The sequence below is a fragment of the Pseudomonas sp. LAMO17WK12:I5 genome (genome assembly GCF_900215165.1).
Lineage (GTDB): Bacteria > Pseudomonadota > Gammaproteobacteria > Pseudomonadales > Pseudomonadaceae > Aquipseudomonas > Aquipseudomonas putida_A.
The window spans coordinates 344,668-368,802 of record NZ_OBDS01000006.1; the positions used below are offsets into that span (position 1 = coordinate 344,668).

The 24,135-nt window shown below is 63.1% G+C and carries 13 protein-coding genes; 7 read left to right on the plus strand and 6 right to left on the minus strand.

The features are described from left to right. Window positions 1-334 precede the first annotated feature (334 nt). The 4 genes from CRO59_RS12900 (at window position 335) to mnmH (ending at window position 13,632) form a co-directional block, all read left to right on the plus strand. Window positions 335-10,858: an autotransporter-associated beta strand repeat-containing protein gene (locus CRO59_RS12900; protein ID WP_097087742.1), complete on the plus strand. Its 10,524-nt coding sequence runs from the start codon at window positions 335-337 to the stop codon at window positions 10,856-10,858. 98 nt (window positions 10,859-10,956) lie between these two features. Then, on the plus strand, window positions 10,957-11,322 hold the full coding sequence (locus tag CRO59_RS12905) for a DUF4440 domain-containing protein (RefSeq protein WP_097087744.1): 366 nt from the start codon (window positions 10,957-10,959) through the stop codon (window positions 11,320-11,322). 172 nt (window positions 11,323-11,494) lie between these two features. Next, the gene (selD, locus tag CRO59_RS12910; RefSeq protein WP_096797393.1) at window positions 11,495-12,529 is read left to right on the plus strand and encodes a selenide, water dikinase SelD; all 1,035 of its coding nucleotides are present in this window, start codon (window positions 11,495-11,497) and stop codon (window positions 12,527-12,529) included. Then, complete coding sequence (mnmH, locus tag CRO59_RS12915) at window positions 12,529-13,632, plus strand: tRNA 2-selenouridine(34) synthase MnmH (protein WP_097087746.1); 1,104 nt, start codon at window positions 12,529-12,531, stop codon at window positions 13,630-13,632. The genes selD and mnmH overlap by 1 nt, the downstream gene beginning before the upstream one ends. Window positions 13,633-13,768: 136 nt before the next feature. Here mnmH and CRO59_RS12920 read toward each other — a convergent pair whose 3' ends face one another. After that, window positions 13,769-14,443 (minus strand): hypothetical protein, encoded by a 675-nt coding sequence (locus CRO59_RS12920; protein WP_027613858.1) that lies wholly within the window; start codon window positions 14,441-14,443, stop codon window positions 13,769-13,771. Between the two features lie 296 nt (window positions 14,444-14,739). Here CRO59_RS12920 and CRO59_RS12925 point away from each other — a divergent pair, with 296 nt between their 5' ends. Continuing rightward, window positions 14,740-15,438 (plus strand): glutathione binding-like protein, encoded by a 699-nt coding sequence (locus tag CRO59_RS12925; protein ID WP_027613859.1) that lies wholly within the window; start codon window positions 14,740-14,742, stop codon window positions 15,436-15,438. 243 nt (window positions 15,439-15,681) lie between these two features. Further along, window positions 15,682-16,656, plus strand: a complete 975-nt coding sequence (hemB, locus tag CRO59_RS12930; RefSeq protein ID WP_027613860.1) for a porphobilinogen synthase — start codon at window positions 15,682-15,684, stop codon at window positions 16,654-16,656. Between the two features lie 124 nt (window positions 16,657-16,780). Here hemB and CRO59_RS12935 read toward each other — a convergent pair whose 3' ends face one another. Then, window positions 16,781-18,316, minus strand: coding sequence for an FAD-dependent oxidoreductase (locus tag CRO59_RS12935; RefSeq protein ID WP_097087748.1), 1,536 nt, complete (start codon window positions 18,314-18,316; stop codon window positions 16,781-16,783). A gap of 210 nt (window positions 18,317-18,526) precedes the next feature. Next, window positions 18,527-20,731 (minus strand): TonB-dependent siderophore receptor, encoded by a 2,205-nt coding sequence (locus CRO59_RS12940; protein ID WP_097087749.1) that lies wholly within the window; start codon window positions 20,729-20,731, stop codon window positions 18,527-18,529. 324 nt (window positions 20,732-21,055) lie between these two features. On the opposite strand from CRO59_RS12940, the gene CRO59_RS12945 reads away from it, so the two are divergent. Beyond that, window positions 21,056-22,147, plus strand: coding sequence for a DUF1615 domain-containing protein (locus CRO59_RS12945; RefSeq protein WP_097087751.1), 1,092 nt, complete (start codon window positions 21,056-21,058; stop codon window positions 22,145-22,147). A 7-nt stretch (window positions 22,148-22,154) separates the two neighbouring features. Here CRO59_RS12945 and CRO59_RS12950 read toward each other — a convergent pair whose 3' ends face one another. The 3 genes from CRO59_RS12950 to CRO59_RS12960 form a co-directional block, all read right to left on the minus strand. Next, window positions 22,155-22,856, minus strand: coding sequence for an anti-sigma factor domain-containing protein (locus tag CRO59_RS12950; protein WP_096797386.1), 702 nt, complete (start codon window positions 22,854-22,856; stop codon window positions 22,155-22,157). Beyond that, on the minus strand, window positions 22,853-23,386 hold the full coding sequence (locus CRO59_RS12955; RefSeq protein WP_097087753.1) for a sigma-70 family RNA polymerase sigma factor: 534 nt from the start codon (window positions 23,384-23,386) through the stop codon (window positions 22,853-22,855). The genes CRO59_RS12950 and CRO59_RS12955 overlap by 4 nt, the downstream gene beginning before the upstream one ends. Before the next feature lie 179 nt (window positions 23,387-23,565). Continuing rightward, complete coding sequence (locus CRO59_RS12960) at window positions 23,566-24,087, minus strand: DUF3455 domain-containing protein (RefSeq protein ID WP_097087755.1); 522 nt, start codon at window positions 24,085-24,087, stop codon at window positions 23,566-23,568. Window positions 24,088-24,135: the final 48 nt, after the last annotated feature.

The window sequence follows — 24,135 nt, forward strand, 5'->3', positions numbered from 1 at the left end:
CACCCATTTCCCCTTGTGGGAGCGGGCTTGCTCGCGAAGGCGTCGGGTCAGCTGACACATCCTTCACAGATACACCACTTTCGCGAGCAAGCCCACTCCCACAGGTTTAGTCAGGTGTCGCCAAACCCAGTGTTTATTGGCCGAAATCCGCGTTCTAGACGGTTCTAGTATTAAAGTATTAACACCATTTAATCAGTGCCCCATCGCGGGGCGTCTACTAGCTTGTCAGCCAAGACGCGGTTTTGTGATGACCGTCGCAGTCTTGATTCGCGTGTGGAATAAGCACGTTTCCCACGCCTTCAAGGAAGAATTTGGCCACGACAAGGAGTAGCCCGTGGAAGCAAGGTTTGGTGTCGCCCTCGTTTCGCGTTTTTCCCCTCTTTCCCTTGCTGTGCACCTGAGCGTTGCCGGGCTGTTGTTCGGTGGGGTCAGCGCACCGGCACTGGCCACATGCTCCACGGCAGGCTCCACGGTGACCTGTACCGGCGTGCCGAGTCTGCCGCTGTTTCTCAACAATTTTGCCAGTGCCACCAACGGTCTGACGGTCAACGTCAACTCCGGGGCGCAGATGAACGCGACGCTCGGCGGCCATGTGATGGACCTGACCGGGGTCAACATCAGCCTGAACAACTCCGGGACGATCGACCCGGCGCTGCTTGGGCTGGTCTCGGTGTTGAGCGGCGGTGCCTTCATCGGTACGGGCGCAACCAGTACGGTCAGCGTGCTCAACAATGCCAGCGGGATCATTCGCGGTACCGGCATGTTGCTCGGGCTCAACCTGACCAGCGTTGACGGCCTGGGCATCGCGGTGAACAACGCTGCGGCCGGCACTACCAGCATCACCAACAATGGCACCATCACCTCGACCGGACTCTCGGTCGGTGGCATCACCTTGGCCGACACCCCGGTGGTCGGTGTGTACGGCGGCTCGCAGGTCAACATGACCAACAGCAGCACCGGCGTGATCAACGGCCGGATCGCCTTCGAGACCTCGGCGGCGGGCAACACCTTCACTAACGCCGGTGCGATCACCGGCGGCGTGTCGATGGGCGCGAGCAGCACCAACACCTTTACGGCGGTGACGGGCTCTTCGGTGCAGGTCGGTGACGGCGTGCAGGTCAGCGTCGGCCTCGGCGGACTGATCGGCATCAACCTGACCTTCGCCCCGACCGGCACTGTCGATGGCGGCGCGGGCGGTACCAACAGCCTGATCCTGCAAAACCCGGTCGGTGTCGGCGGCGGCACCACCGGGACGGGCACGGCGTCCAGCGCCACCTACGTCAACTTCAACAACCTGACCATCAACAGCGGCACCTGGACCTTGCAAGGGCCACTGGTCAGCGGCGCGACCACGCTCAATGGCGGTGTCGCCCAGTTCAACAACAACGCCACGTTCGGCAGCGGGGTGCTCACCTCCAACGGCGGGATCCTCCAGGCCAGCAACGCCGGGTTGAACCTCAGCAATCTGATCTCCCTCGGCGCCGGTGGTGTGACCGTGCAGGGCACCAACGCCACCACCCTGAGTGGGGTGATTTCCGGCAGCGGCGGCCTGAGCAAAGTCGGTTCCGGGCAACTGAGCCTCAGCGCTGCCAACACCTATCTGGGCAACACCACACTCAACGGCGGCACCGTGCAGTTGGGCAACAACCTGGCGCTGAGCACCGGTACCGTCAACGTCACCGGCGCGACCACCTTGAGCGCGCCCGGCACGATCAACCTGAACAACGCCATCAGCCTCGGCGGCACATTGACGGCCGGCGGCTCCGGCGCTCTGACCCTCGGCGGCTTGATCACAGGCAGCAGCGGTTTGACCAAGACCGGCACCGGCAGCCTGACCCTCAGTGGCGCCAACAGCGGCTATACCGGCACTACCACTTTGAGCGCCGGCAGCCTGCTGGTGACCAACAACAACTCGCTGGGTAGCGGCGCGCTGAACACCGCTGCCGGCACCAGTCTCGATAGCACCGCCAACGTTACCTTGGCCAACAACATCGCCATGACCGGCGCGCTCAACGTGCTCGGCAGCAATGCCCTGACCCTGGGCGGCGTCCTGTCCGGTACTGGCGGGATTACCAAATCCGGTACCGCCAGCCTGACCCTGACGGGGAACAATACCAACGCCGGCAACACGCTTCTCAACGCCGGCAGCCTGTTCGTCGGCAGCAACACCGCACTGGGGACTGGCGCGTTGAACGCCGCGGCCGGCACCACGCTGGATGCGACCACGGCGGTGACCCTGGCCAACGCTGTCGCGCTGGCGGCGGATCTGACCATTGGCGGCACCCAGGCACTGGGCCTGAGCGGGGTCGTCAGCGGCGCCGGCAATCTGATCAAGAACGGCACTGCGAGCCTCAGCCTCAGCGGCAATAACACTTTCTCCGGCGGCACCGCGCTCAACGCCGGTACGCTGATTGTCGGCAGCAACACCGCATTGGGCACTGGCGCATTGACCACGGCGGCGGGCACCACGCTTGATGCCAGCACCGCGGTGGCGCTGACCAACGCGGTGTCACTCGGTGGCAATCTGAACATCGGCGGCAGCGCCAACCTGACCCTCGGCGGTATCGTCAGCGGCAGCGGCGGGCTGACCAAGAACGGCGCGGCCAATCTGATTCTCAATGGCGCCAATACTTTCCTCGGTGCCGTCGCGTTGAACGCCGGCACCATTACGGCCGGCGCGAATGCGGCGCTCGGCAGCGGCAACATCACCGTCGGCGGCGTGGCGACGCTCGACAGCAATGCGGCGGTGACACTGAACAACAACGTCATTCTCAATAACAGTCTGGGGATTGGCGGCAGCAACGCGCTGACCCTCGGTGGCGGGATCAGCGGTACCAGCCAACTGGTGAAAAACGGCGCCGCCAATCTCACCCTCAACGGCACCAATACCTACAGCGGCGGCACCACCCTGAATGCCGGCAGCCTGACCGTCGGCAACGGTGCGGCACTGGGCACCGGCGCCTTGTCGGTGGAAGGCGCGGGCACCCTCAACAGTAGTTCCGCCGTGACCCTGAACAACAACGTGATTCTCAATGCCAACCTCACCGCAGGCGGCGCCAACGCGCTGACCCTCGGCGGGGTAATCAGTGGCGCGAACGGCCTGATCAAGACCGGCGCATCGAGCCTGACCCTGACCGGCAACAACACGTACACCGGCACCACGGCGCTGAATGCCGGTTCGCTGGTGGTCGGCTCCAACACCGCTCTGGGTACGGGCGCACTGAACGCGTCGAACGGCACCACGCTGGATGCAAGCACGGCGGCGACCCTGGCCAACAACGTCAACCTCGGCGGCACGCTGACCGTCGGCGGCAGCAATGCGCTGACCCTCGGCGGGGTGGTCGCCGGCATCGGTGGGCTGACCAAGAACGGCGCGGCCGACCTGACCCTCAACGGCGCCAACACCTATTTCGGCAACACTGCACTGAACACCGGCAAGCTGATTGTCGGCAGCAACACCGCGCTGGGCGTCGGTACGCTGAATGCGGCGGCCAATACCACGCTGGACGCCAACACCGCCGTCAGCCTGAACAACGCAGTGGGCCTGGCGGGAGCCTTGAATATCGGTGGCACGGCAGATCTGACCTTGACCGGTCTGGTCAGCGGCGCCGGCAGTCTGGTGAAAGACGGCGCGGCCAATCTGATTCTCAATGCGGCCAACAACTACCTCGGCGGCACCACGTTGAACGCCGGTACGCTGACCGTCGGCAACAGTTCGGCGCTGGGTTCCGGCGCACTGACCGTCGCTGGCGCTGCCACACTGGACAGCAATTCGCCGCTGGTCAGCCTCAATAACGGCGTCACTCTCAACGCTGGATTGACCGTCGGCGGCACGCAGAATCTGACCCTCGGTGGCGTCACCAGCGGCAGCGGCCAATTGATCAAGAATGGCGCAGCGAATCTGACACTCAACGGCAACAACACCTTCAGCGGCGGCACCACCCTCAACGCCGGTACCCTGACCCTGGGCAATGCCAACGGTCTGGGTAGTGGTGGCTTGACCGTCGGCGGCGCGGCGACTCTCGATAACAGCGCCTCGTTCGGCATCGGCAACGCGATCACCCTCAACGCCGGGCTGACGGTGGCCGGCAATAACGACCTGAGCCTCAACGGCATCATCGACGGCGCCGGCAGCCTGACCAAAAACGGCCTGTCGGACCTGACTCTGGCCGGCAACAACACCTTTACCGGCGCCGTGAACATCGTCTCCGGCAGCGTCACTACCCTCAACACCAACGCACTGGGCAACACTTCTGGCGTCAACATCAGTGCCGGTGCCGGCCTGAATCTCGGTAGCGATGCCAGCCTCGGCGCGCTGACCGGCAGCGGCAGTGTGCAACTGACTGGCAGCAACACGTTGACCGTCGGTGGCGGCAACGTCACCAGCACCTTTGATGGTGATCTCAGTGGCAGCGGTGGCCTGACCAAAGTCGGCACCGGCACCTTGAACCTCACTGGCATCAACGGCATTACCGGCAATACCGCGATCGATGGCGGTATCGTGAACCTGAGCGGTTCGCTGGGCAGTGCACAGGTCAACGTCAACACCGGCGGTACCCTGACCGGTACCGGCTCGGCGCTTGGCACAGTGAACATTAATAGCGGGGGCCATCTGGCGCTGTCATCGGGCAATACCTTGTCAGCCAGTGGCCTGACCCTCGGTGCCGGTAGCAACGTGGATGTGGCGCTGGGGACTCCGTCGACCAGTTCGCTGATGAACATCGGCGGCAACCTTACCCTTGACGGCAATCTCAACGTCACCGATGCCGGCGGTTTCGGCGTCGGTGTGTATCGCCTGTTCAACTACACCGGTGCCCTGACCAATCTCGGTCTGGACGTCGCCAGCGTGCCGGTCGGCTATGGCCTTGGCGATCTGGTGGTGCAGACCGGCGTGGGCAATCAGATCAATATTCAAGTGTCGGCACCGAACAGCAACATCCGTTACTGGGACGGCAGCCAGACCATCGCCAACGGCGTGGTCGATGGCGGCAGCGGCACGTGGAATGCTGTCGGCACCAACTGGACCGATGCCAATGGTCTGGTCAACCAGCCATGGGCCGGTGACTTCGCGGTATTCCAGGGTGCTGCGGGCACTGTGACGGTGAACGGTACGCAAGCGTTCACCGGTATGCAATTCCTCACCGACGGCTACAACCTGGTCAACGGCGCGGCGGGGCAACTGACCGCAGTCAACGGCACTGGCGGTACCACAGCGCTGCGGGTTGATCCGGGCGTTACTGCGACCATCGGCGTGAATATCGATGGCAGCGGCATCCTCAATAAACTCGACGCCGGTACCCTGGTGCTCAATGGCGCCAACACCTACAGCGGCGGCACGCAGCTGGACGGTGGCAAGATCATTGTCGGCAGCAACACCGCGCTGGGCAGCGGCACACTGACCGCCAACGCCGGCACACAACTGGACAGCAACACTGCGGTGACCCTCGGCAACGCTGCGACGCTAAACGGCAATCTGACCGTGGTCGGCAGCAATGCGCTGACCCTCAACGGCGTGATCGGTGGCACCGGTGGCCTGATCAAGAATGGCGCGGCCAACCTGACCCTCGGCGGCAACAACGCCTTCCTCGGGCCGGTGGCGCTGAACGCTGGCGGATTGGTTCTGGCGTCGAACTCGGCGCTGGGTTCCGGCACGTTGAACGCGGCGGGCGGCAGCACGCTGGATGCGAGCACGGCGATTTCGGTGAACAACGCGGTGAATCTGGCCGGTAACCTCGGCATCGGTGGCACAGCGGATCTGACTTTGGCCGGTACGGTCAACGGCGCCGGCAGTCTGAGCAAAAACGGCGCGGCCAATCTGACCCTCAGCGGCAATAACAACTTCCTCGGCGGCACTACCCTGAACGCCGGCACCCTGACCGCCGGTAGCAACTCAGCACTCGGCCTGGGCAACCTGACCGTGGCCGGCGCTTCGGCGCTGGACAGCAGCGCAGCAGTGAGTCTGGGCAACAACGTGGTGCTCAACGCCAATCTGAGCAACACCGGCAGCAACGACGTAGCGCTCAGCGGCGTGGTCAGCGGCGCCGGTGGCCTGAACAAGAACGGCGCGTCCAACCTGACCCTCAACGGCATCAACACCTACAGCGGCGGCACCACACTGAACGCCGGCACCGTGACCCTCGGCACCTCGGCGGGCCTGGGCTCCGGCGCGGTAACCGTGGCGAGTGCATCGACCCTCGACACCACCGCGCCGCTGGTGCTGGCCAACAACGTCAACGTCAATGCCAACCTGAGCGTGGCTGGCAACAACAACCTGACGCTCGGTGGCGTGATCGCCGGGGCGGGCACCCTGACCAAGAATGGTCTGGCCGACCTGACGCTGTCCGGCAACAACACCTTCAGCGGCACCTTTGATGTGCAATCGGGCAGCCTCACGACACTGGGCAACTCGGCACTGGGCAGCAATGCCGGGGTCAAACTCGGCGCTGCGTCAACTCTCAATCTCGGCGGCTCGGGCAGCCTCGCCAGTCTGACCGGCAGCGGCACCGCACTGATCGGCGGCGGCAACACTCTGAGCATCGGCGGCAACAACGCCAGCAGCCTTTTCGCCGGTGTCCTCACCGGAACCGGCGAATTGAACAAGCTCGGCACCGGAACCCTGACCCTGACCGGCCTCAACAGCCTGACCGGCAACACCACGGTCAACGCCGGCACCTTGAACGTCAGTGGCTCGCTGGACAGCGCCAGCGTACTGGTCAACAGCGGCGGCACCCTGACGGGCGGCGGCTCGCTGGGCGGTGCGGTGACCGTGGCCGACGGCGGTCATCTGGCCGGCGCCACCGGCAGCACCCTGTCGGTGAACTCGCTGGTGTTCAACGCCAACTCCAATTTCGATGTCGGACTGGGCACGCCGGTTTCCGGTGGCGGCAATGCGCTGGTGAATGTCGGCGGCAACCTGACCCTCGACGGCACCCTCAACGTCAGCGACATCGGCGGTTTCGGCAGTGGTGTGTACCGGTTGATCAACTATACCGGCGGCCTGACCGACAACGGCATGCTGATCGGCACGGTGCCGGGCAGCGTCACCCCGGGCGATCTGACTCTGCAAACCGCGCTGGCCAACCAGATCAATTTGCTGGTCAGTGCACCGGGCGTCACCGTGCAGTTCTGGGACGGCAACCAACTCGTCGCCAACGGTTCGGTGGATGGCGGCAGCGGTACCTGGGGCGCCGGCACCACCAACTGGACCGACGTCAACGGCACCACCAATCAGGCCTGGACCAACAACTTCGCGGTGTTCCAGGGCACGGCGGGCACGGTCACCGTGAACGGCGCACAAACCATCACCGGCATGCAGTTCGTCACCGATGGCTACAGCCTGCAGGACGGCACCGCGGGTTCGCTGAATCTGGTCAACGGTTCGTTGGGTAACGCCACGGTTCGAGTCGATCCGAACGCCACCGCGACCGTTGGCGTGGCACTCAACGGCAGCGGCACCCTCGGCAAATACGACACCGGCACGCTGGTGCTCAACGCCGCCAACGGCTACTCCGGCGGCACCGCGCTCAATGGCGGCAAGATCGTCGTGGGCAACAACGCAGCGCTCGGCAGCGGTGTGTTGACCGCTGCGGACGGCACCGCGCTGGACAGCAACGCGGCCGTCACGCTGGGCAACGATGTGGTGGTGAACGGTGGCCTGACTGTCGCTGGCAGCAACGCCTTGACCCTCGACGGTGTAGTCAGTGGGGCGGGCAACCTGATCAAGTCTGGCGCTTCGAGCCTGACCCTCAACGGCAGCAACACCTACAGCGGTGGTACTCAGCTCGCTGGCGGTACGCTGGTGCTGGGCAATAACAGCGCGATCAGCAGCGGTGCACTGAGCGTGACCGGCAACGCCAGCCTCGACAGCCCCTCGGCGCTGCAACTGGCCAACGCGATCAATCTGGGGTCGCAACTGACCCTGGCCGGCAACCAGAACACCACGCTGCTCGGCGCCATCACCGGCACCGGCAGCCTGGTGAAAAACGGCAACGGCGATCTGCTGCTTAGCGGCGCCAACACCTACAGCGGCGGCACCACGCTGAACGCTGGCACTACCACTGGCGACACCAGCAGCCTGCAAGGCGCCATCGTCAACAACGCGGCGCTGACCTTCGCGCAGAACGCCGACGGCAGCTACACCGGCAACCTCACCGGCGCCGGCACGCTGAACAAAACCGGCACCGGCCAATTGCTCCTGACCGGCAACAACACCTTCACCGGTGACACTTCGGTGCAGGCCGGCAACCTGATCGTCAACGGCGTGCTCAACAGTGCCAACGTCAACGTCGCCAGTGGCGCGAAAGTCGGTGGCAGCGGACAACTGGGCGGCAACGTGCAACTGGCCAGCGGTGCGACGCTGACCGGTGGCGGCACGGCTACACCGTTGTCGGTCGGCTCGCTGGCGCTGTCCTCGGGCACCAACCTGGACTTCAGCCTCGGCTCGGCCACCAGTTCCACCACGGTGGTCAACGTCGCCGGTAACCTGACCCTCGACGGCACGCTGAATATCAGCAACGCCGGCGGTTTCGGCACCGGGGTCTATCAACTGTTCCGCTACGGTGGCAGCCTGACCGACAACGGGCTGGTCTACGGCAGCCTGCCGGTATCGGCGGCCAACCTGACCCTGCAAACCGCGATCGCCAATCAGGTCAACCTGTTGGTACAAGGCACGCCGGGTGAGGTGCAGTTCTGGAACGGCGGCACTACCAACCCTGATGGCAGCATCGGTGGCGGCAGTGGCGTGTGGGGCCCGGGCACCAACTGGACCGATCCGAGCGGCACGCAGGCGTTGGCGTCCAATGGTCAGTTCGCAGTGTTTGGTGGCCAGGCCGGTACCGTCACTGTGCAGGGCAATCAGAACTTCACCGGTCTGCAGTTCCTCACCGGCGGCTACAGCCTGGTGCCGGGCGCTGGCGGTACGCTGACGCCAGTCAACGGTGCGGACGGCAGCCTGGCGCCGGTGCGGGTCAATGCCGGGGCCAGTGCTGAAATCGACGTGCCGCTGATCGGCACCGGCGGTATCGAGAAACTCGATTCCGGCACCCTCGTGCTGACTGGCGCCAATACCTACAGCGGTGGCACCACCGTCAGTGGCGGTACGCTGATCGGTAACACCACGAGTCTGCAAGGCAACATCACCGACAACGCTACGCTGGTGTTCCAGCAAAACACCGATGGCCAGTTCAATGGTGTGCTCAACGGCACCGGCGCGCTGTTCAAACGCGGCGTGAGTCGCCTGTTGATGGTCGGCAATCAACCGTTCAGCGGTACGGTTTCCGTCGATCAAGGCCTGCTGCAAGTCGGCAGCCGTGCGGCCCGGGCTTCGCTGGGCGCACAAGTCACGGTCGCCAACGGCGCAGGCCTGAGCGGTAACGGCAGCGTCGGTTCGGTGGTCAACCACGGTGTGGTCGCTTCCGGTGGTGCTGACGGCACCTTGAGCGTGGCCGGCAACCTGACCAACAGCAGCGATGGTGTACTGGCGCTGACCGTCAGCTCGCCAACCGCCACGCCACTGGCGGTGGGTGGTACGGCGGCATTGGGCGGCGGTCTGGTGGTCAATAGCCTGGCGCCGTTCACCGGCAATACCACCTACTCGCTGATCACTGCGGGCGGCGGGGTGACCGGCACCTTCAGTGCCACCGATCTGCCGCAGTACGCGTTCCTCGACAGCTCGCTGATCTACGGTGCCGATTCGGTGACCCTGGCCGTGAGCCGCAACGGCAACTCGTTCGCCGATGTCGCTGCCACGGGCAACCAGCGCGGCACCGCCACGGCACTGTCCAATAACGGAGCGGCTGGCGCGGCGTTGCAGAACCAGATCGTCAACCTCAGCGTGGCCGGTGCACGCAATGCGTTCGACAGCCTCTCCGGGGAAATCCACGCCAGCGCCGCCAGCGCCATGCTGGAAGACTCGCGCTTCATCCGTGAGGCGGTCAATGACCGCATGCGCCAGCCGTCGTGCAGCGCTGCGGATGATCCACGCAAAACCCTGGCACCGAGCGACACGCAACTGAGCAGCAACGGCTGCCACGGGGAAATGGTCGGCTGGATCCGGGCTATCGGTGCCTGGGGCGACATGGGCGGCGACAGCAACACGGCAAAAGTTGATCGCAACCTCGGCGGTTTCATGCTCGGCACCGACAAGGCGCTGGATGACACCTGGCGTGCCGGGATGGCGGCCGGCTACACCCGCAGCAACCTCAATGCGCACGATCGCAACTCAGATGCCAAGGTCGACAGCTACCACCTGGCCGGTTATCTGAACTCGCAATTCGATGCACTGGCGGTGCGCCTCGGCGCGGCTTACAGCTGGCACAGCATCGAGACCAAACGCGATGTCAGCGTCGGTACTTACAACGATCGCCTGAAGGCCGATTACGACGCGCGCAGTGCGCAGGTGTTCGGTGAAGTGGGTTACGCGATCAACGCGGCAGGCGTTGCCATCGAACCGTTCGCCGGGCTGGCCTACGTCAACTACGACAGCGACACCGGCAAGGAAAAAGGGGGAGTGGGGCGCCTGAAGGCCGACGCCGATCAGGACATCACCTACTCGACCCTTGGTGTGCGTGTCGGCAAATTGGTGACCCTGGCCAACGGCAGCCAACTGACGCCACGCGCGGCCATCGGCTGGCGGCATGCCTACGGCGACACCAAACCTGACGCCGACCTGACCTTCATCGACGGCGGCGCCTCGTTCAGCACCCAGGGCGTACCCATCGCCAAGGACAGCGCATTGCTCGAAGCCGGCATCGACTTCCAGGTCACCCCGACCGGCAAGCTGGGCATCGGCTACTCAGGCCAGGTGTCGAGCGACAACAACGACAGCGCGTTCAACATCAGCTTCAGTCAAAGCTTCTGAATCATGGTCGAAGTACTTTAGCCGCCCGAAAGGGCGGTTTTTTTTGCACAATCGAAAGCCTTTGTGGCGAGTGATTTCTGCACTGAGGTAGGAACGAGATGGATCTGTCGAAGCATTTGTTACATCTGGAAAACCGCCTGCTATCGCGCGCCGTGCGCGAGGACCCCGCAGAACTGGCGCGACTGATCGCGGACGACTTTGTCGAATTCGGCGCCAGCGGCGGCATCTGGAACAAGTCCGATGTGCTGGCAGCGCTGCCGCAGCAAGCATTCGCACCACGTACCGTCAGTCAGTTCACGCTCAAGCCGTTGTCGGAAGATTCGGCGCTGGTGACGTATCACTGCCATACCGTCGCTGACGGTCAGCGGGTGCCGGCGGACAGTCTGCGCAGTTCGGTATGGCGGCGGCAGGGCGAGCAGTGGCAAATGGTTTTTCATCAGGGCACCTTTTGTACCCGGCCGTGAAATCGTGGTGACCCGTCGATAGCTTTCGCGAGCAAGCCCGCTCCCACAGGGGATCGCATTGCAACTAATGTGGGAGCGAGCCTGCTCGCGAAGAGGCCCGGACATTCAGCGCAAAAATCTGCCGGCCCGCGCTCTGCTAGAATCCGCCCCATCAACTGCCAGAGACTCTCCCATGAGCGAGCCGATTCGCCTGACCCAATACAGCCACGGTGCCGGTTGTGGCTGCAAGATTTCCCCGCAGGTGCTGGAAGTGATTCTGGCCGGCAGCGGAGCGCAGAACCTTGACCCGAAACTGTGGGTCGGCAATGCCTCGCGTGATGATGCGGCGGTGTACGAGATCGACGCCGAGCGCGGTGTGGTGTCGACCACGGACTTCTTCATGCCGATTGTCGACGATCCGTTCGACTTCGGCCGGATCGCTGCGACCAATGCGATCAGCGACATCTATGCGATGGGCGGCGATCCGTTGATGGCGATTGCGATCCTCGGCTGGCCAGTGAATGTGCTGGCGCCGGAAGTGGCGCGGGAAGTGATTCGCGGCGGGCGCGCGGTGTGTGACGCCGCCGGCATTCCGCTAGCCGGTGGGCATTCGATCGATGCGCCGGAGCCGATTTTCGGCCTGGCCGTGACCGGTCTGGTGGAAAAGCGCCACATGAAGCGCAACGACACCGCCACCGCCGGTTGCCTGCTGTACCTGACCAAGCCGTTGGGCATCGGCATCCTCACCACCGCCGAGAAGAAAGGCAAATTGCGTTCCAGCGACATTGGCGTGGCCCGTGACTGGATGTGCACCCTGAACAAACCCGGCAGCCGTTTTGGCAAACTGGCCGGCGTCACCGCGATGACCGACGTTACCGGTTTCGGCCTGCTCGGGCATCTGGTGGAAATGGCCGACGGCAGCCACCTGACCGCACGTATCGGCTACAACCACGTGCCGCGTCTGGACAGCGTCGAGTACTACCTCGAACAGGGCTGTGTGCCCGGTGGCACCTTGCGTAACTTTGACAGCTATTCGAGCAAGCTCGGCCGTCTGCAGGAGTTGCACAAGCGCGTGCTGTGCGACCCGCAGACCAGCGGCGGTCTGTTGATTGCAGTTACACCGGAAGGCAACGCCGAATTCCTCGCCGTGGCTGCCGAACTGGGCCTGAACCTGGCGCCGATCGGCGAGCTGGTCGAGCGACAGACCCACGCAGTCGAGGTGAACTGATGTCACGCGACTGCACCGATTACCGCGATATTTTCCTCAACGACCGGCCGATGATGGATGCCCGTGCGCCGATCGAGTTTGCCCACGGCGCGTTTCCGGGCGTGGTCAACCTGCCGCTGATGAACGACCGCGAGCGCGAGCAGGTGGGGACTTGCTACAAGCAGCATGGGCAACAAGCCGCCATCGCCCTGGGTGAGCGGCTGGTGTCTGCCGACGTGCGTGAGCAGCGCATTCAGGGCTGGGTCGAGTTTGCCCGGGCGCACCCCGACGGCTACCTGTATTGCTTTCGCGGCGGCTTGCGTTCGCAGATCGTCCAGCAATGGATCAAGGAAGAGGGCGGGATCGATTACCCGCGGGTCGGCGGTGGTTACAAGGCGATGCGTACGTTCCTGCTGGAGACGATCGATCAGGCCGTGGCCGAGTGCGATCTGGTGCTGCTGGGCGGGATGACCGGCACCGGCAAGACTGAACTGTTGGTGCAGTTGAGTAATGGTCTGGATCTGGAAGGCCACGCCAATCATCGGGGCTCGAGTTTCGGCAAGCGCGCCACCGGCCAACCGACCAACATCGATTTTGAAAACCGTCTGGCCGTTGATCTGCTGAAAAAACGCGCCGGCGGGATCCAGCAGTTTGTGCTGGAGGACGAGAGCCGGGTAGTCGGCAGTTGTGCCTTGCCATTGCCGCTGTACCGAGGCATGCAAGTGGCGCCGATGGTCTGGCTCGAAGACAGCCTGGAGCAGCGGGTCGAGCGGATTCTGCAGGATTACGTGATCAACCTGCACGCTGAGTTTGTCGCGGTGCATGGCGAGCAGGGCTTTGCGCTGTATGCCGAGCGGCTGATTGCGAGTTTGAACAATATCCAGCGCCGGCTGGGGGGCGAACGCCATCAGCGGATGTTCCTGCAGATGGAAGAGGCCTTGGCGGAGCAGGCGCGCAGCGGTTCGGTCGAGCAGTTCCGTAACTGGATCAGCGTGTTGCTGCGCGAATATTACGACCCGATGTATGCGTTCCAGCGTGAGAAGAAGGGCGGGCGGATTGAATTTGCCGGGGAGCGCGGGGCGGTGCTGGAGTATCTGCGTGAGCGGCTGAATCAGCGGGTTTGAGGGTGCTCTTGCGGGCCTCTTCGCGAGCAAGCCCGCTCCCACATTGGGTCTCCACTGGGCAGAAATTTCTGCCTGACGCAGATCCCCTGTGGGAGCGGGCTTGCTCGCGAAAGGGCCGGTACAGGCAGCGCAAAACTCAAGTCGGACAGGTCGCCTTGCCGTTATCCAGCCCCTGCTTGTAGCTGTGGCTCTGCAAACTGGCCTTGCCGTTGTGCCAGGTCAGGGTCAGCACGTACAGCGAATCGAAATCGCCCGACGCCCAGTCATCGGTGATGGTCTGCTTCTCGCCGACGGCCTTGCCGGCAACCTTGTTGATCAGCTCCGGCAAATAGCCGTGCGACCAGGCAGTGTAGATCGTCGCGTTGTGGTACTTGTCCTCGATCAGCTCGCGCGCCAGATCACTGGTGTCGTTGGCGGAGAACTCGATGTTCACCGGCAGGCCGAGCTTGATCGCGGCGGGGCTGATGGTCATCAACGGACGGATGTAGCTGTAGGAGTTGTCCAGTTCGCCTTCCTCGACATTGCGTGTCGGGTTGGCGGCGAACACGTAATCGGCCTTGCCGAATTTTTCCGGCAGCAGGGTCGACAGCTCGATCGCCCGGTTCAGACCCTGACAGTTGAGCTGGCCGAGACCGCCCTCGGGTTTTTCCGCGTGGCGCAGGAAGATCAGCGTCTGCGTACCGTCCACCGGTTGCGCGCGAATCTGGCTCGATTCGAGCGACAAGGTCAGCGCACTGACTGCCAGCAGGGAGGGCAGGGCCACATAGGCGCGATGTTTGAAGCGTTTGGCGAAACTCATGAGGTTCGTCATTGAATATAGGATTCTTCAGCAAATTCGGTTGGGGCTGACCAACCCTTACACCGCGGGCTCCCAGCACCGGGTGTTGTCCATGTCGTGTGTCGCGCTTCCTTTACGAAAGGCATAGCTCAGAGTCCTCTGAGGCCGGTTTGGTTCATGCACATTACCCGCAGGATGTTACGGTTCATGTAGGAGCTGCCGCAGGCTGCGATCTTTTGATTTGGTTTGTTAAAGCTGAATCAAAAGATCGCAGCCTGCGGCAGCTCCTACATTATGATCAGTGCTTTCCTTGTGACTGGATGTTTCCCATGACCGATCTGTCCGCGTTCCCCATCACCCAGAAATGGCCGGCGCAGTACCCCGACTGGATTCAACTCTATTCCCTGCCGACCCCCAACGGCGTCAAGGTCTCGATCATGCTCGAAGAGATCGGCCTGCCCTACGAGGCGCACCGTGTGGGTTTCGACACGCAAGATCAGATGTCCCCGGAATTTTTGTCGCTGAACCCCAACAACAAGATCCCGGCGATCCTCGACCCCCACGGCCCGCAAGACCAGCCGCTGCCGCTGTTCGAATCCGGCGCAATCCTGATCTACCTCGCCGACAAGAGCGGCCAGTTGCTCGCCCAGGAAGGCGCGCTGCGTTACGAGACGATTCAGTGGCTGATGTTCCAGATGGGCGGTATCGGCCCGATGTTCGGCCAGCTCGGCTTCTTCAACAAATTCGCCGGCAAGGACTACGAGGACAAGCGTCCGCGTGACCGCTATGTCGAGGAGAGCAGACGCCTGCTCAGCGTGCTCGACAAACGTCTGGAAGGTCGCGACTGGATCATGGGCGAGCGCTACACCATCGCCGACATCGCCACGTTTCCGTGGGTGCGTAACCTGATCGGCTTCTATGAGGCGGGGGATCTGGTCGGAATCAATAATTTCCCGAACGTGACCCGGGTGCTGGAGCGCTTTCTGGCTCGCCCGGCTGTGGTGCGCGGGTTGACCATTCCTTCCTGACCTTCACCCGACCCTGTGGGAGCTGGCTTGCCAGCGATGAAGCCGGCACAGTCAATATCTATGTTGCCTGACCCACCGCTATCGCTGGCAAGCCAGCTCCCACAGGTAATCGGATTGTTCCGAGGATTATTGCACCCCCGGTAATGCTGTCTTGATTGATCCAGGTTTGTACCTGCGCCCACCGAAGGCATAAGCTTCGCCCCCTACGACTTTCGTCTCATCTTCCGATTTCAGGAAAGCCCCATGTCCAGCCAGTTCCCCGAAGCACGTCCCCGCCGTCTGCGCCGCAATGCGAGCCTGCGCAGCCTGTTCCAGGAAACCGAGTTCAGCCTGAATGATCTGGTGCTGCCGATTTTCGTCGAAGAAGAGATCGACGACTTCGTGCCGATCAAGAGCATGCCCGGGGTGATGCGCATTCCCGAGCGCAAGCTGGCCAGTGAAATCGAGCGTTATGCCCGTGCCGGGATCAAGTCGGTAATGACCTTTGGCGTGTCCCATCACCTGGACGCCAACGGCAGCGACACCTGGCGCGAAGAGGGACTGGTCTCGCGCATGTCGCGGATTGCCAAGGACGCGGTGCCGGAAATGATCGTGATGTCCGACACCTGCTTCTGCGAATACACCGATCACGGCCACTGCGGCGTGATGCACAACCACGAAGTCGACAACGACCAGACCTTGATCAACCTCGGCAAGCAAGCTGTGGCCGCGGCGCGTGCCGGTGCTGACGTGATCGCCCCGTCGGCGGCGATGGACGGGCAGGTGCGGGCGATTCGCCAGGCGCTGGACGCCGCCGGTTTCACCCAGATTCCGATCATGGCCTACTCGACCAAATTCGCCTCGGCGCTGTACGGCCCGTTCCGCGAGGCCGGCGGCAGCGCGCTGAAGGGTGATCGCAAAAGCTATCAGATGAACCCGATGAACCGCCGCGAAGCCCTGCGCGAATCGCTGCTCGACGAGCAGGAAGGCGCCGATGCGCTGATGGTCAAACCGGCCGGTGCGTACCTCGACATCATCCGCGACATTCGTGAAGCCTCGAACCTGCCGCTGTCGGCGTATCAGGTCAGCGGCGAATACGCGATGATCAAGTTCGGCGCGCAGGCCGGTGCAATCGACGAGGATCGCGTGGTGCGCGAAAGCCTGGGCGCGATCAAGCGCGCGGGGGCGGACCTGATCTTCACCTACTTTGCGATGGATCTGGCGCTGGCCGGGATCTGACGAATACCGCACAACCCCCTGTGGGAGCGGGCTTGCTCGCGAATGCGGTGTATCAGCAACGAATAGGTTGACTGACACGACGACTTCGCGAGCAAGCCCGCTCCCACATTGGGATTGTGTAGGGTCACGGAAAGTTGAAGTAGGGCCGGATACCGTGATCGCGAAAGTACCGCTCGATCACCTTCGGATCAGCACTGTTATCGGCAATCGCCACATACGTATCCGGGCGCAACAGGTAAAACCCGTTACGCCCCAACCCCGCCGTTTCAAACGCCGGCCGCCAGTCGAACACGTGCAGCGACAGATGGTGTTCGTTGCACCAGGCGATCATCTCGTCGCTGGTGTCGCCGTACACGTGCACCTGCCAGCAAGGCTGCCTTAGCGGTTCGTAGTTATCCCCCTCACCATCATGCGCCCACGGCAGGCGGTCACCACCGTGCACGTGGCCAGCTGTGCCCTGGCTCAGCGGCATGCCGCGGTAGTTGAGGGTGACCTGTGAGACGGTGCGAAACAGGAACTCACGGCTGGCCTCGAAGGTGGCCATTTTCGGGATCAGAAACGGGGCCAGGCGCGTGCGCAGCAGATCGGCGATGCGCCCCTCGGCGGTGACGAAAGTGAACACCTTGTCGGTGGTCGACACCAGCCGCCGGGCGAAGGCGATGCGCTCGGTTTCGTAAGTGTCGAGCAGCTTCGCCGTGGCGCTGCCGTTGAGCACGGCGGCGAGTTTCCAGGCCAGGTTGATCGCATCGCCGATGCCGGTGTTCATGCCCTGGCCGCCGGCGGGGCTGTGCACGTGCGCGGCGTCGCCGAGGAGAAACGCCCGACCGCTGCGAAAATGCTCGGCCACGCGGTGATGCACGCGGTAGGTGGAGAACCAGTTGACCTCGTCGATGTGCACTTTCAGGTGCTCGATGGCGCGGCTGCTGACGTCGGCAAATTGCAGGGTTTCGGCGCGGTCGGCACGTTCGTCACGCACGGTGCCGATCAGTCGGGCGCGGCCTTCACCGGCCAGTGGAAACACCGCAAGGAAGTCCGCTTCATCCAGATCCAGGTGCAGCTCACCGTTCATCGCCGGGCCGCTGGCCTTGACGTCGGCGACGTAGAAAATCTGCTGATAGGTGCCGCCGGGAAAACCGGTGTCGAGGGTTTTGCGCACCACTGAGCGGGCGCCATCACATCCCGCCAGATAGCAGGCCTGGCAGATTTCCTGTTCGCCATCGGGCAGGCGCAAGTGCGCGGTGAGGCCGTCGCCGGTTTCTTCGAAACTCTCAAGCTCGGTGTTGCGCTCAACCGTCACGTCATAGTCTTCGAGGCGTTCGAGCAGCAGCCGTTCGTGCTGATCCTGGGGAAAGATTTCGATGAACGAGTAGGGCGTCAGGCCTTCGCCGATGCGCTGCAACGGCAACTGCGCGACCGGTTTGCCCTTTACCCAGAAATTCGCCGCCGCGACCTTGTGGCCGTTGCGCACCACGGTGTCGGCCAGGTCCAGCTGGCGGTACAACTCCAGGGTGCGCGCCTGCACCGCCAGTGCTCGTGAGGTGGTGCCGGGCGCGGAGGTCTTGTCGATGATGCGCACGCGCATACCGAGTTTGCTCAGCCACAGGGCCAGCACCAGACCGGTCGGGCCGGCGCCGATGATCAGTACGTCGCTGCGGTTCATGGGCCTCTCCTCCGTTTGCTGTGGAGCAAGTATGGATCAGATGGAAAGGGTAGCCAGTGCCGGCCCCTTTGCGAGCAAGCCCGCTCCCACAGTCGAACGCATTCCAAGGTGGGAGCGAGCCTGCTCGCGAAGGGGGCTTATAACTCGCCGCAGAAAAAAAAAGACCCCGCAACGGTAAAGCTGCGGGGCCTTTTCATTTCACGGCGAGGTTTAGAAATCGATGGTGCCCGACAACTTCGCCACCCGTGGCTCACCCTGGGTCAGATAGCCGCCCTGCGCCGATTCCCAATACTTCTTGTTGGCCAGGTTTTCCACGCCCAGACGCAGGGTCACGTCTTTCTGCGAGACCTTGAACGCATAACGCGCACCCGCGTCAAAGCGGTTCCAGCTCGGCAGGCTGAGGTTGTTGGCCGCGTCGGCATACTGGCCACCGGTGCGCAGCATCCGCGCATTCAGCGCCACGCCTTGCAGGCCCGGTACATCCCAGTCGGCACCAGCGTTGAACTGGAAGCTCGGCACGCCAATGGCACGGTTGCCGTCGTTGGCGCCGTTCTGGGTGTTGCGCAGTTCGGTGTCCATCAGCGTCAGGCCGCTGATCAGGCGCAGGCCGTTGATCGGCTCGCCGAACACGTTCATCTCTACCCCTTTGTTGATCTGCTCGCCTTCACGCACGTAGGTGCAGGTGGTGGCGCTGTTGATTTCACAGTAGCCATCGCTCGGCTGCTCGATGCGATACACGCCCAGGCTCGCGCCGTAAGTGCCCATGTCGACCTTGACCCCGGCCTCGGTCTGCTTGGAGCGGGCCGGTGCGTAGACCTCGTTGCCGTTGGTCACGCGCAAGCCGCCAGTGCTGGCTGGCGAGGTCGGCCCCTGGGCCAGGCCTTCGATGTGGTTGGCGTAGAACGACACATGCTCCCACGGCTTGAACACGATGCCGTAGACCGGCGTGGTGATCGATTCGTCGTAGCTCGACTTGCGGCTGCCGCTGCCGTAACTGGCGTAGTTGTAGCCTTGCACCACCAGTTGCTGACGACGCAGGCCGGCGGTGATCAGCAGGCGGTCGTCGAAGAAACCGAGGGTGTCGGAGAGCGCGAGGCTGCGGTTGAAGGTCTTGCCGACGATGCCCGGGTCATTGAGATCGCCGCCGGAAAAATTGCCGACCGGCGACGGCGTTTGCACCGGGTGGTAGATGTTGTTGGCGTACTTGGTCAGGTCGAAATCATAGGCGCTGCGCTGTTCGGCCCACAGACCGCTGAGGCCGAAGTTGAGTTTGTGGCTGACGGCGCCGGTGTTGAACTTGCCGTTGAGACCCGCCATCAGGCTGGTGTTGTCCTCGTCGTGGGGGATGAACGAGCCGGTGGTGTAGGAGGCGCCGTTGTTGCCCACCAGCGTGGTCGAGTTGTAACGGCCGACTTCGCGGGTGTGCTTGGCGCCGCCGGCGACGTAGGCGGTCCAGTTGTCGTTCAGGTCGTATTCGGCGCGGAGCATGCCGAAAGTGTCTTCGATGTCGGTGTAACCCCACTTCGGCGCGTAGTTGGTGTCGGCCGACGGCGCGTCCGGAATGTGCGTGGCGGTGCCGAGGTTGACCGAGTTGCGGCCGCCGTTGACGCGTTCTTTCTGGTAGGCGAAGTCGCCGGAAATACGCAGCGCGTCACCGCGATAATCGAGGCCGATGCTGAACAGTTTCGAGCGCTGGTTTTCGTGATCGATGCCGGTGTCGCCTTCGCGCTGGGACAGGTTGATCCGCGCGCCGAAGCGGTTGTCTTCGCCGAATCGCTGGCCGATATCAAAGTGCTGACCGATGCGACCTTCGCTGTTGATATCGGTGGTGTAGCGGCGCAGCGGCTCGTCGCCGGCACGCTTGGGCTGCAGGTTGACGCCGCCACCGATGCCGGAGCCGGTCGGCGTCACGCCGTTGATGAAGGCGTTGGGGCCTTTGAACACTTCCACGCGCTCCAGCGCATCGGTGGAGATGATCTGCCGGGGCAACACGCCGTACAGGCCGTTATAGGAAATGTCGTCACCGTTCAGCGGCAGACCGCGGATCATGAACACCTGCGCCTGATTGGAGAAACCCGAAGCCTGACGCACCGAAGCATCGTTGAGCAGGACGTCGGCAACGTTTTCCGCTTGCTGATCCTGAATCAGCTGTTCGGTGTACGACGCGGCGCTGAACGGCACGTCCATCATGTCCTGATTGCCGAGCACGCCGAGCTGGCCGCCACGGGCGACCTGACCACCGGCGTAGACCGGGGGCAGGGCGTTGGGCGTCGGTGCCTGGGCATTGATGTTGACGTTGTCGAGCACCAGCTCCTTGCCGTTTTCATCGGCAGCGTGAGCGGTGACAGTCAGGGAGCACAGCAGGGCGAGAAGCGTCGGGCGAAACGGGACGGCGAGTCGAGCTGGAGCGGGCATGTCGATACCTGGAGGCGTACGGCCGGTGAGAAAATTAGAACGGCGCGGGGAACTCCTTGCGCAAATACGACTCCAGGTGCAAATGATAGGAGTTCGCAGTAACGTTTTGCAAACTGTTTATCTCGCTGAATTTTCGGTTCCGAATGGAAACCTGTGGTGAGGGGATTTATCCCCGATGACGCGCGGAGCGGGTCGCTTTGATATTGGAAGGCTGCTGCGAAGTCCATCGGGGATAAATCCCCTCACCACAAAGGTCACAGTCCTAGCCTGCGTCACCCCTTTGATCGTATGGTGAACCCGCCTCAACGCACGCCAAGGAGCGCCATGCACACCCCTCGATTAGTCATTACCCTCGCCACGCTGCTGGCGCTCGCCGGTTGCGCCGGCCAGCGCAGCCAGGAGCCGGCACCGCGTGCGCCGGCTGAAGTGAAAGCCGAAATAGTGCGGCTGATGCCGGCCAAAGTGCCCGACCGTCAAGGCTGGGCCACCGACATCTACGCCGCGTTCGCCGCACAGAACATCAGCCCGACCATGCAGAATCTGTGTTCGGTGCTGGCCGTGGCCGAGCAGGAATCCACCTTCCAAGTTGACCCCACGGTGCCGGGCCTGGGCAAGATCGCCCGCGACGAAATCGACCGTCGTGCCGCCAAAGTGCATATTCCCAGCCTGTTGGTCAGTGGCGCTCTGCAAGTGCGCTCCACCAACGGCAAGACCTACAGCGAACGCCTGAACGCGGCACGCAGTGAAAAAGAACTCAGCGCCATTTTTGACGACTTCATCGGCAGAGTGCCGATGGGCCGCACCTTGTTCGGCGGCTTCAACCCGGTACACACCGCCGGACCGATGCAGGTCAGCATCGAATTCGCTGAGCAGCACGCCAAGGAGTATCCGTACCCGGTAGACGGCACGATCCGCCACGAAGTGTTCACCCGCCGTGGCGGCATGTACTTCGGCATCGCCCATTTACTTGGCTACCCGGTGAGTTACCGCGAGCCGCTGTACCGCTTCGCCGACTTCAATGCCGGCTGGTACGCCAGCCGCAATGCCGCGTTCCAGAACGCCGTCAGCCGAGCTTCGGGCATCCCGCTGGCGCTGGATGGCGACTTGATTCGCTACGACTCGATCATGCCTGGCACCACCGAACTGGCGGTGCGCACCCTCGGCAAGTCGCTGGGCATGCGTAACCCGACCATTCGCGATCAACTGGAGAAGGGCAAAACCCTGGAGTTCGAAGAGACCAAACTCTATCAGCGGGTGTTCGAACTGGCGGAGAAGGCTGAAGGCAAGACCTTGCCACGCGCGGTGTTGCCGGGGATCGTTTTGCAGAGCCCGAAAATCACCCGCAAGCTGACCACGGCGTGGTTCGCCAAACGCGTGGATGAGCGCTACAAGCGTTGCATGGCCAAGGCCGGTTGACGCCGGTTCAAAGCACCTTGACGGCTCGGCCAATCGCCTGAATCGGCCCGGTTGGTTTGCCGATCGGCGAGCCATTGGCGCCTTCCAGCGTCAGCTCGAACAGCTGATTCGGTTGCAGCGGCGGCAATTTGTCCAGCGGCACCGACAGCGTCTGCCCCGGTTTGACCAGTCCCAGCGACACCGGCCCTTGCCAGCCGTCAGCCTTGGTCCAGAACTCCAGCGCCTTGTCCGCCGGCACTTCGACCACGCCCAGCGGGATTAACTGAATTTCCCGTGGATTACTGGCCTGAATCACCCAGCCTGGCGCCTTGTCCTGCGGCGCGACCAGCACCACCAGATAATTCGGCTTCGGCGTGGTCTGGGTCAGCAGGATCGAGCCCAAAACCAATGTGGCGACCAAGCCGGCCGCACTCAAGCCGCGCCACAGCGGCAGCAGATTCCACCACGAGGTTGACGGCGCAGCCGGCGCTTTTTGCGCGAACCGCTCGACACTGCGCTCGATGCGCGGCCACAAATGCGGCGAAGGCTGCTGCGTCCCGGCAAATTCGGTCAGGTCGAGCAAGCGTCGCTCCCAGGCATCCACCGCCGCTTGCAGTTCGGGGTCGTGTGGCAAGCGCTGTTGCAGCGCTTCACGCTCCGGCGCCGACAGGGTGCCGAGCACGTATTCACTGGCCAGTTCATCACGTTCCTGCGCCGATTCAGTGGTCATCCCATGCACTCCCGCAAAGCGTTGAGGCTGCGTTTGATCCAGGCTTTGACCGTGCCCAGCGGCGTGCCCAACCGTTGGGAAATCTGCGCGTGGCTGTAGCCGTCGACATAAGCGTGGAGGATGCAGCTTCGCCGCTGCGGGTCGAGTTGTTCCAGACAACGATGGATCCGCGCCGAATGCCCCTGCACATCGAAGGCGTCCTCGTCAGGCTCGGCATCGTGTTCTTCGTTGAACGGCGTCTCCCGGCTTTGATCACGCAGCTGGTTCAACGCCAGATGTCGGGTCACGCTGAACATCCAGCCGCGCGCTGAACCGCGCGCCGGATCAAATTGCGCCGCACCGTTCCAGATCTTGATAAACGCCTCATGCACGATGTCTTCGGCCAGCGCCGTGTCACGCACCAGCCGTTTGGCCACGCCGAGCAGGCGCGGGCCTTCCTGCACGTACAAATCGCGCAGGGCCGACTGCTCGCCGCGGGCACAGGCAGCGAGACGGGCTTCGTAATCGAATTCAGATTCGGGTAAGGACATGTCGTGCAATCTAGCTCACATTCCGCAAACATCCAGACAACCCGGGGCCCGCTGTGGACTCCTCTGTGGGAGGGGGCTTGCTCCCGAAGGCGCTGTGTCATTGAAACAGATGCTGGCTGACACGCCGCCTTCGGGAGCAAGCCCCCTCCCACAAGTAAAGATTTGAGTGGGCCAGAAACTCAGTTCGCCGCCCAGAAAATGTAATCGGCCTGATATTTCACCACTTCCTGCTTGCCCTTGTTCGCCGCCGTGCATTCGCTGCCCGGCGCCACGCCGCCCTTGAGCGCGACACGCTGGATATAACTCACGCCGCTCATCGCGCCTTTGCCTTCAGTCGGGTTGGCCTTGACCAGTTGATAGGGCAGGTTGCCCGGGCTCGACGGGGCGACGGCCAATTGCGTGCCGGTGACTTTCGAACCATCTTTGGCCTGCCAGGTGGCGGGCGGGCCGAAGTAGGTGCCGACCTGCTTGCCGCTGCGATCATTGAGCACCGCTTTCGGGCCGACGAAGGTCCATTCGGTTTGCCCGGCGGCATTGGGCTTGTCGCGGCATTCGTAAGTGATCTCGCCGACGCCAGTGGTTTCCATCGCGATCTTGTGGCCTTCCGGGACTTTGATCGCATCGGGATAGCTGCTTTGGGCGAAGGTTGTCGAGGACAGGGCGAGCAAACCGGTGAGGCCAATCAGTTGAGTGAAGTTCATCAGTGTTATCTCCGAAAGGGGTAGACCGCTGACAGCCGAAGAGGGCTG

Bases quoted from the DNA above. Each gene is read 5' to 3' on its own strand.
- CRO59_RS12905 (WP_097087744.1), top strand. From the start codon at position 10,957: ATGGATCTGTCGAAGCATTTGTTACATCTGGAAAACCGCCTGCTATCG.
- selD (WP_096797393.1), top strand. From the start codon at position 11,495: ATGAGCGAGCCGATTCGCCTGACCCAATACAGCCACGGTGCCGGTTGT.
- mnmH (WP_097087746.1), top strand. From the start codon at position 12,529: ATGTCACGCGACTGCACCGATTACCGCGATATTTTCCTCAACGACCGG.
- CRO59_RS12920 (WP_027613858.1), bottom strand. From the start codon at position 14,443: ATGACGAACCTCATGAGTTTCGCCAAACGCTTCAAACATCGCGCCTAT.
- CRO59_RS12925 (WP_027613859.1), top strand. From the start codon at position 14,740: ATGACCGATCTGTCCGCGTTCCCCATCACCCAGAAATGGCCGGCGCAG.
- hemB (WP_027613860.1), top strand. From the start codon at position 15,682: ATGTCCAGCCAGTTCCCCGAAGCACGTCCCCGCCGTCTGCGCCGCAAT.
- CRO59_RS12935 (WP_097087748.1), bottom strand. From the start codon at position 18,316: ATGAACCGCAGCGACGTACTGATCATCGGCGCCGGCCCGACCGGTCTG.
- CRO59_RS12940 (WP_097087749.1), bottom strand. From the start codon at position 20,731: ATGCCCGCTCCAGCTCGACTCGCCGTCCCGTTTCGCCCGACGCTTCTC.
- CRO59_RS12945 (WP_097087751.1), top strand. From the start codon at position 21,056: ATGCACACCCCTCGATTAGTCATTACCCTCGCCACGCTGCTGGCGCTC.
- CRO59_RS12950 (WP_096797386.1), bottom strand. From the start codon at position 22,856: ATGACCACTGAATCGGCGCAGGAACGTGATGAACTGGCCAGTGAATAC.
- CRO59_RS12955 (WP_097087753.1), bottom strand. From the start codon at position 23,386: ATGTCCTTACCCGAATCTGAATTCGATTACGAAGCCCGTCTCGCTGCC.
- CRO59_RS12960 (WP_097087755.1), bottom strand. From the start codon at position 24,087: ATGAACTTCACTCAACTGATTGGCCTCACCGGTTTGCTCGCCCTGTCC.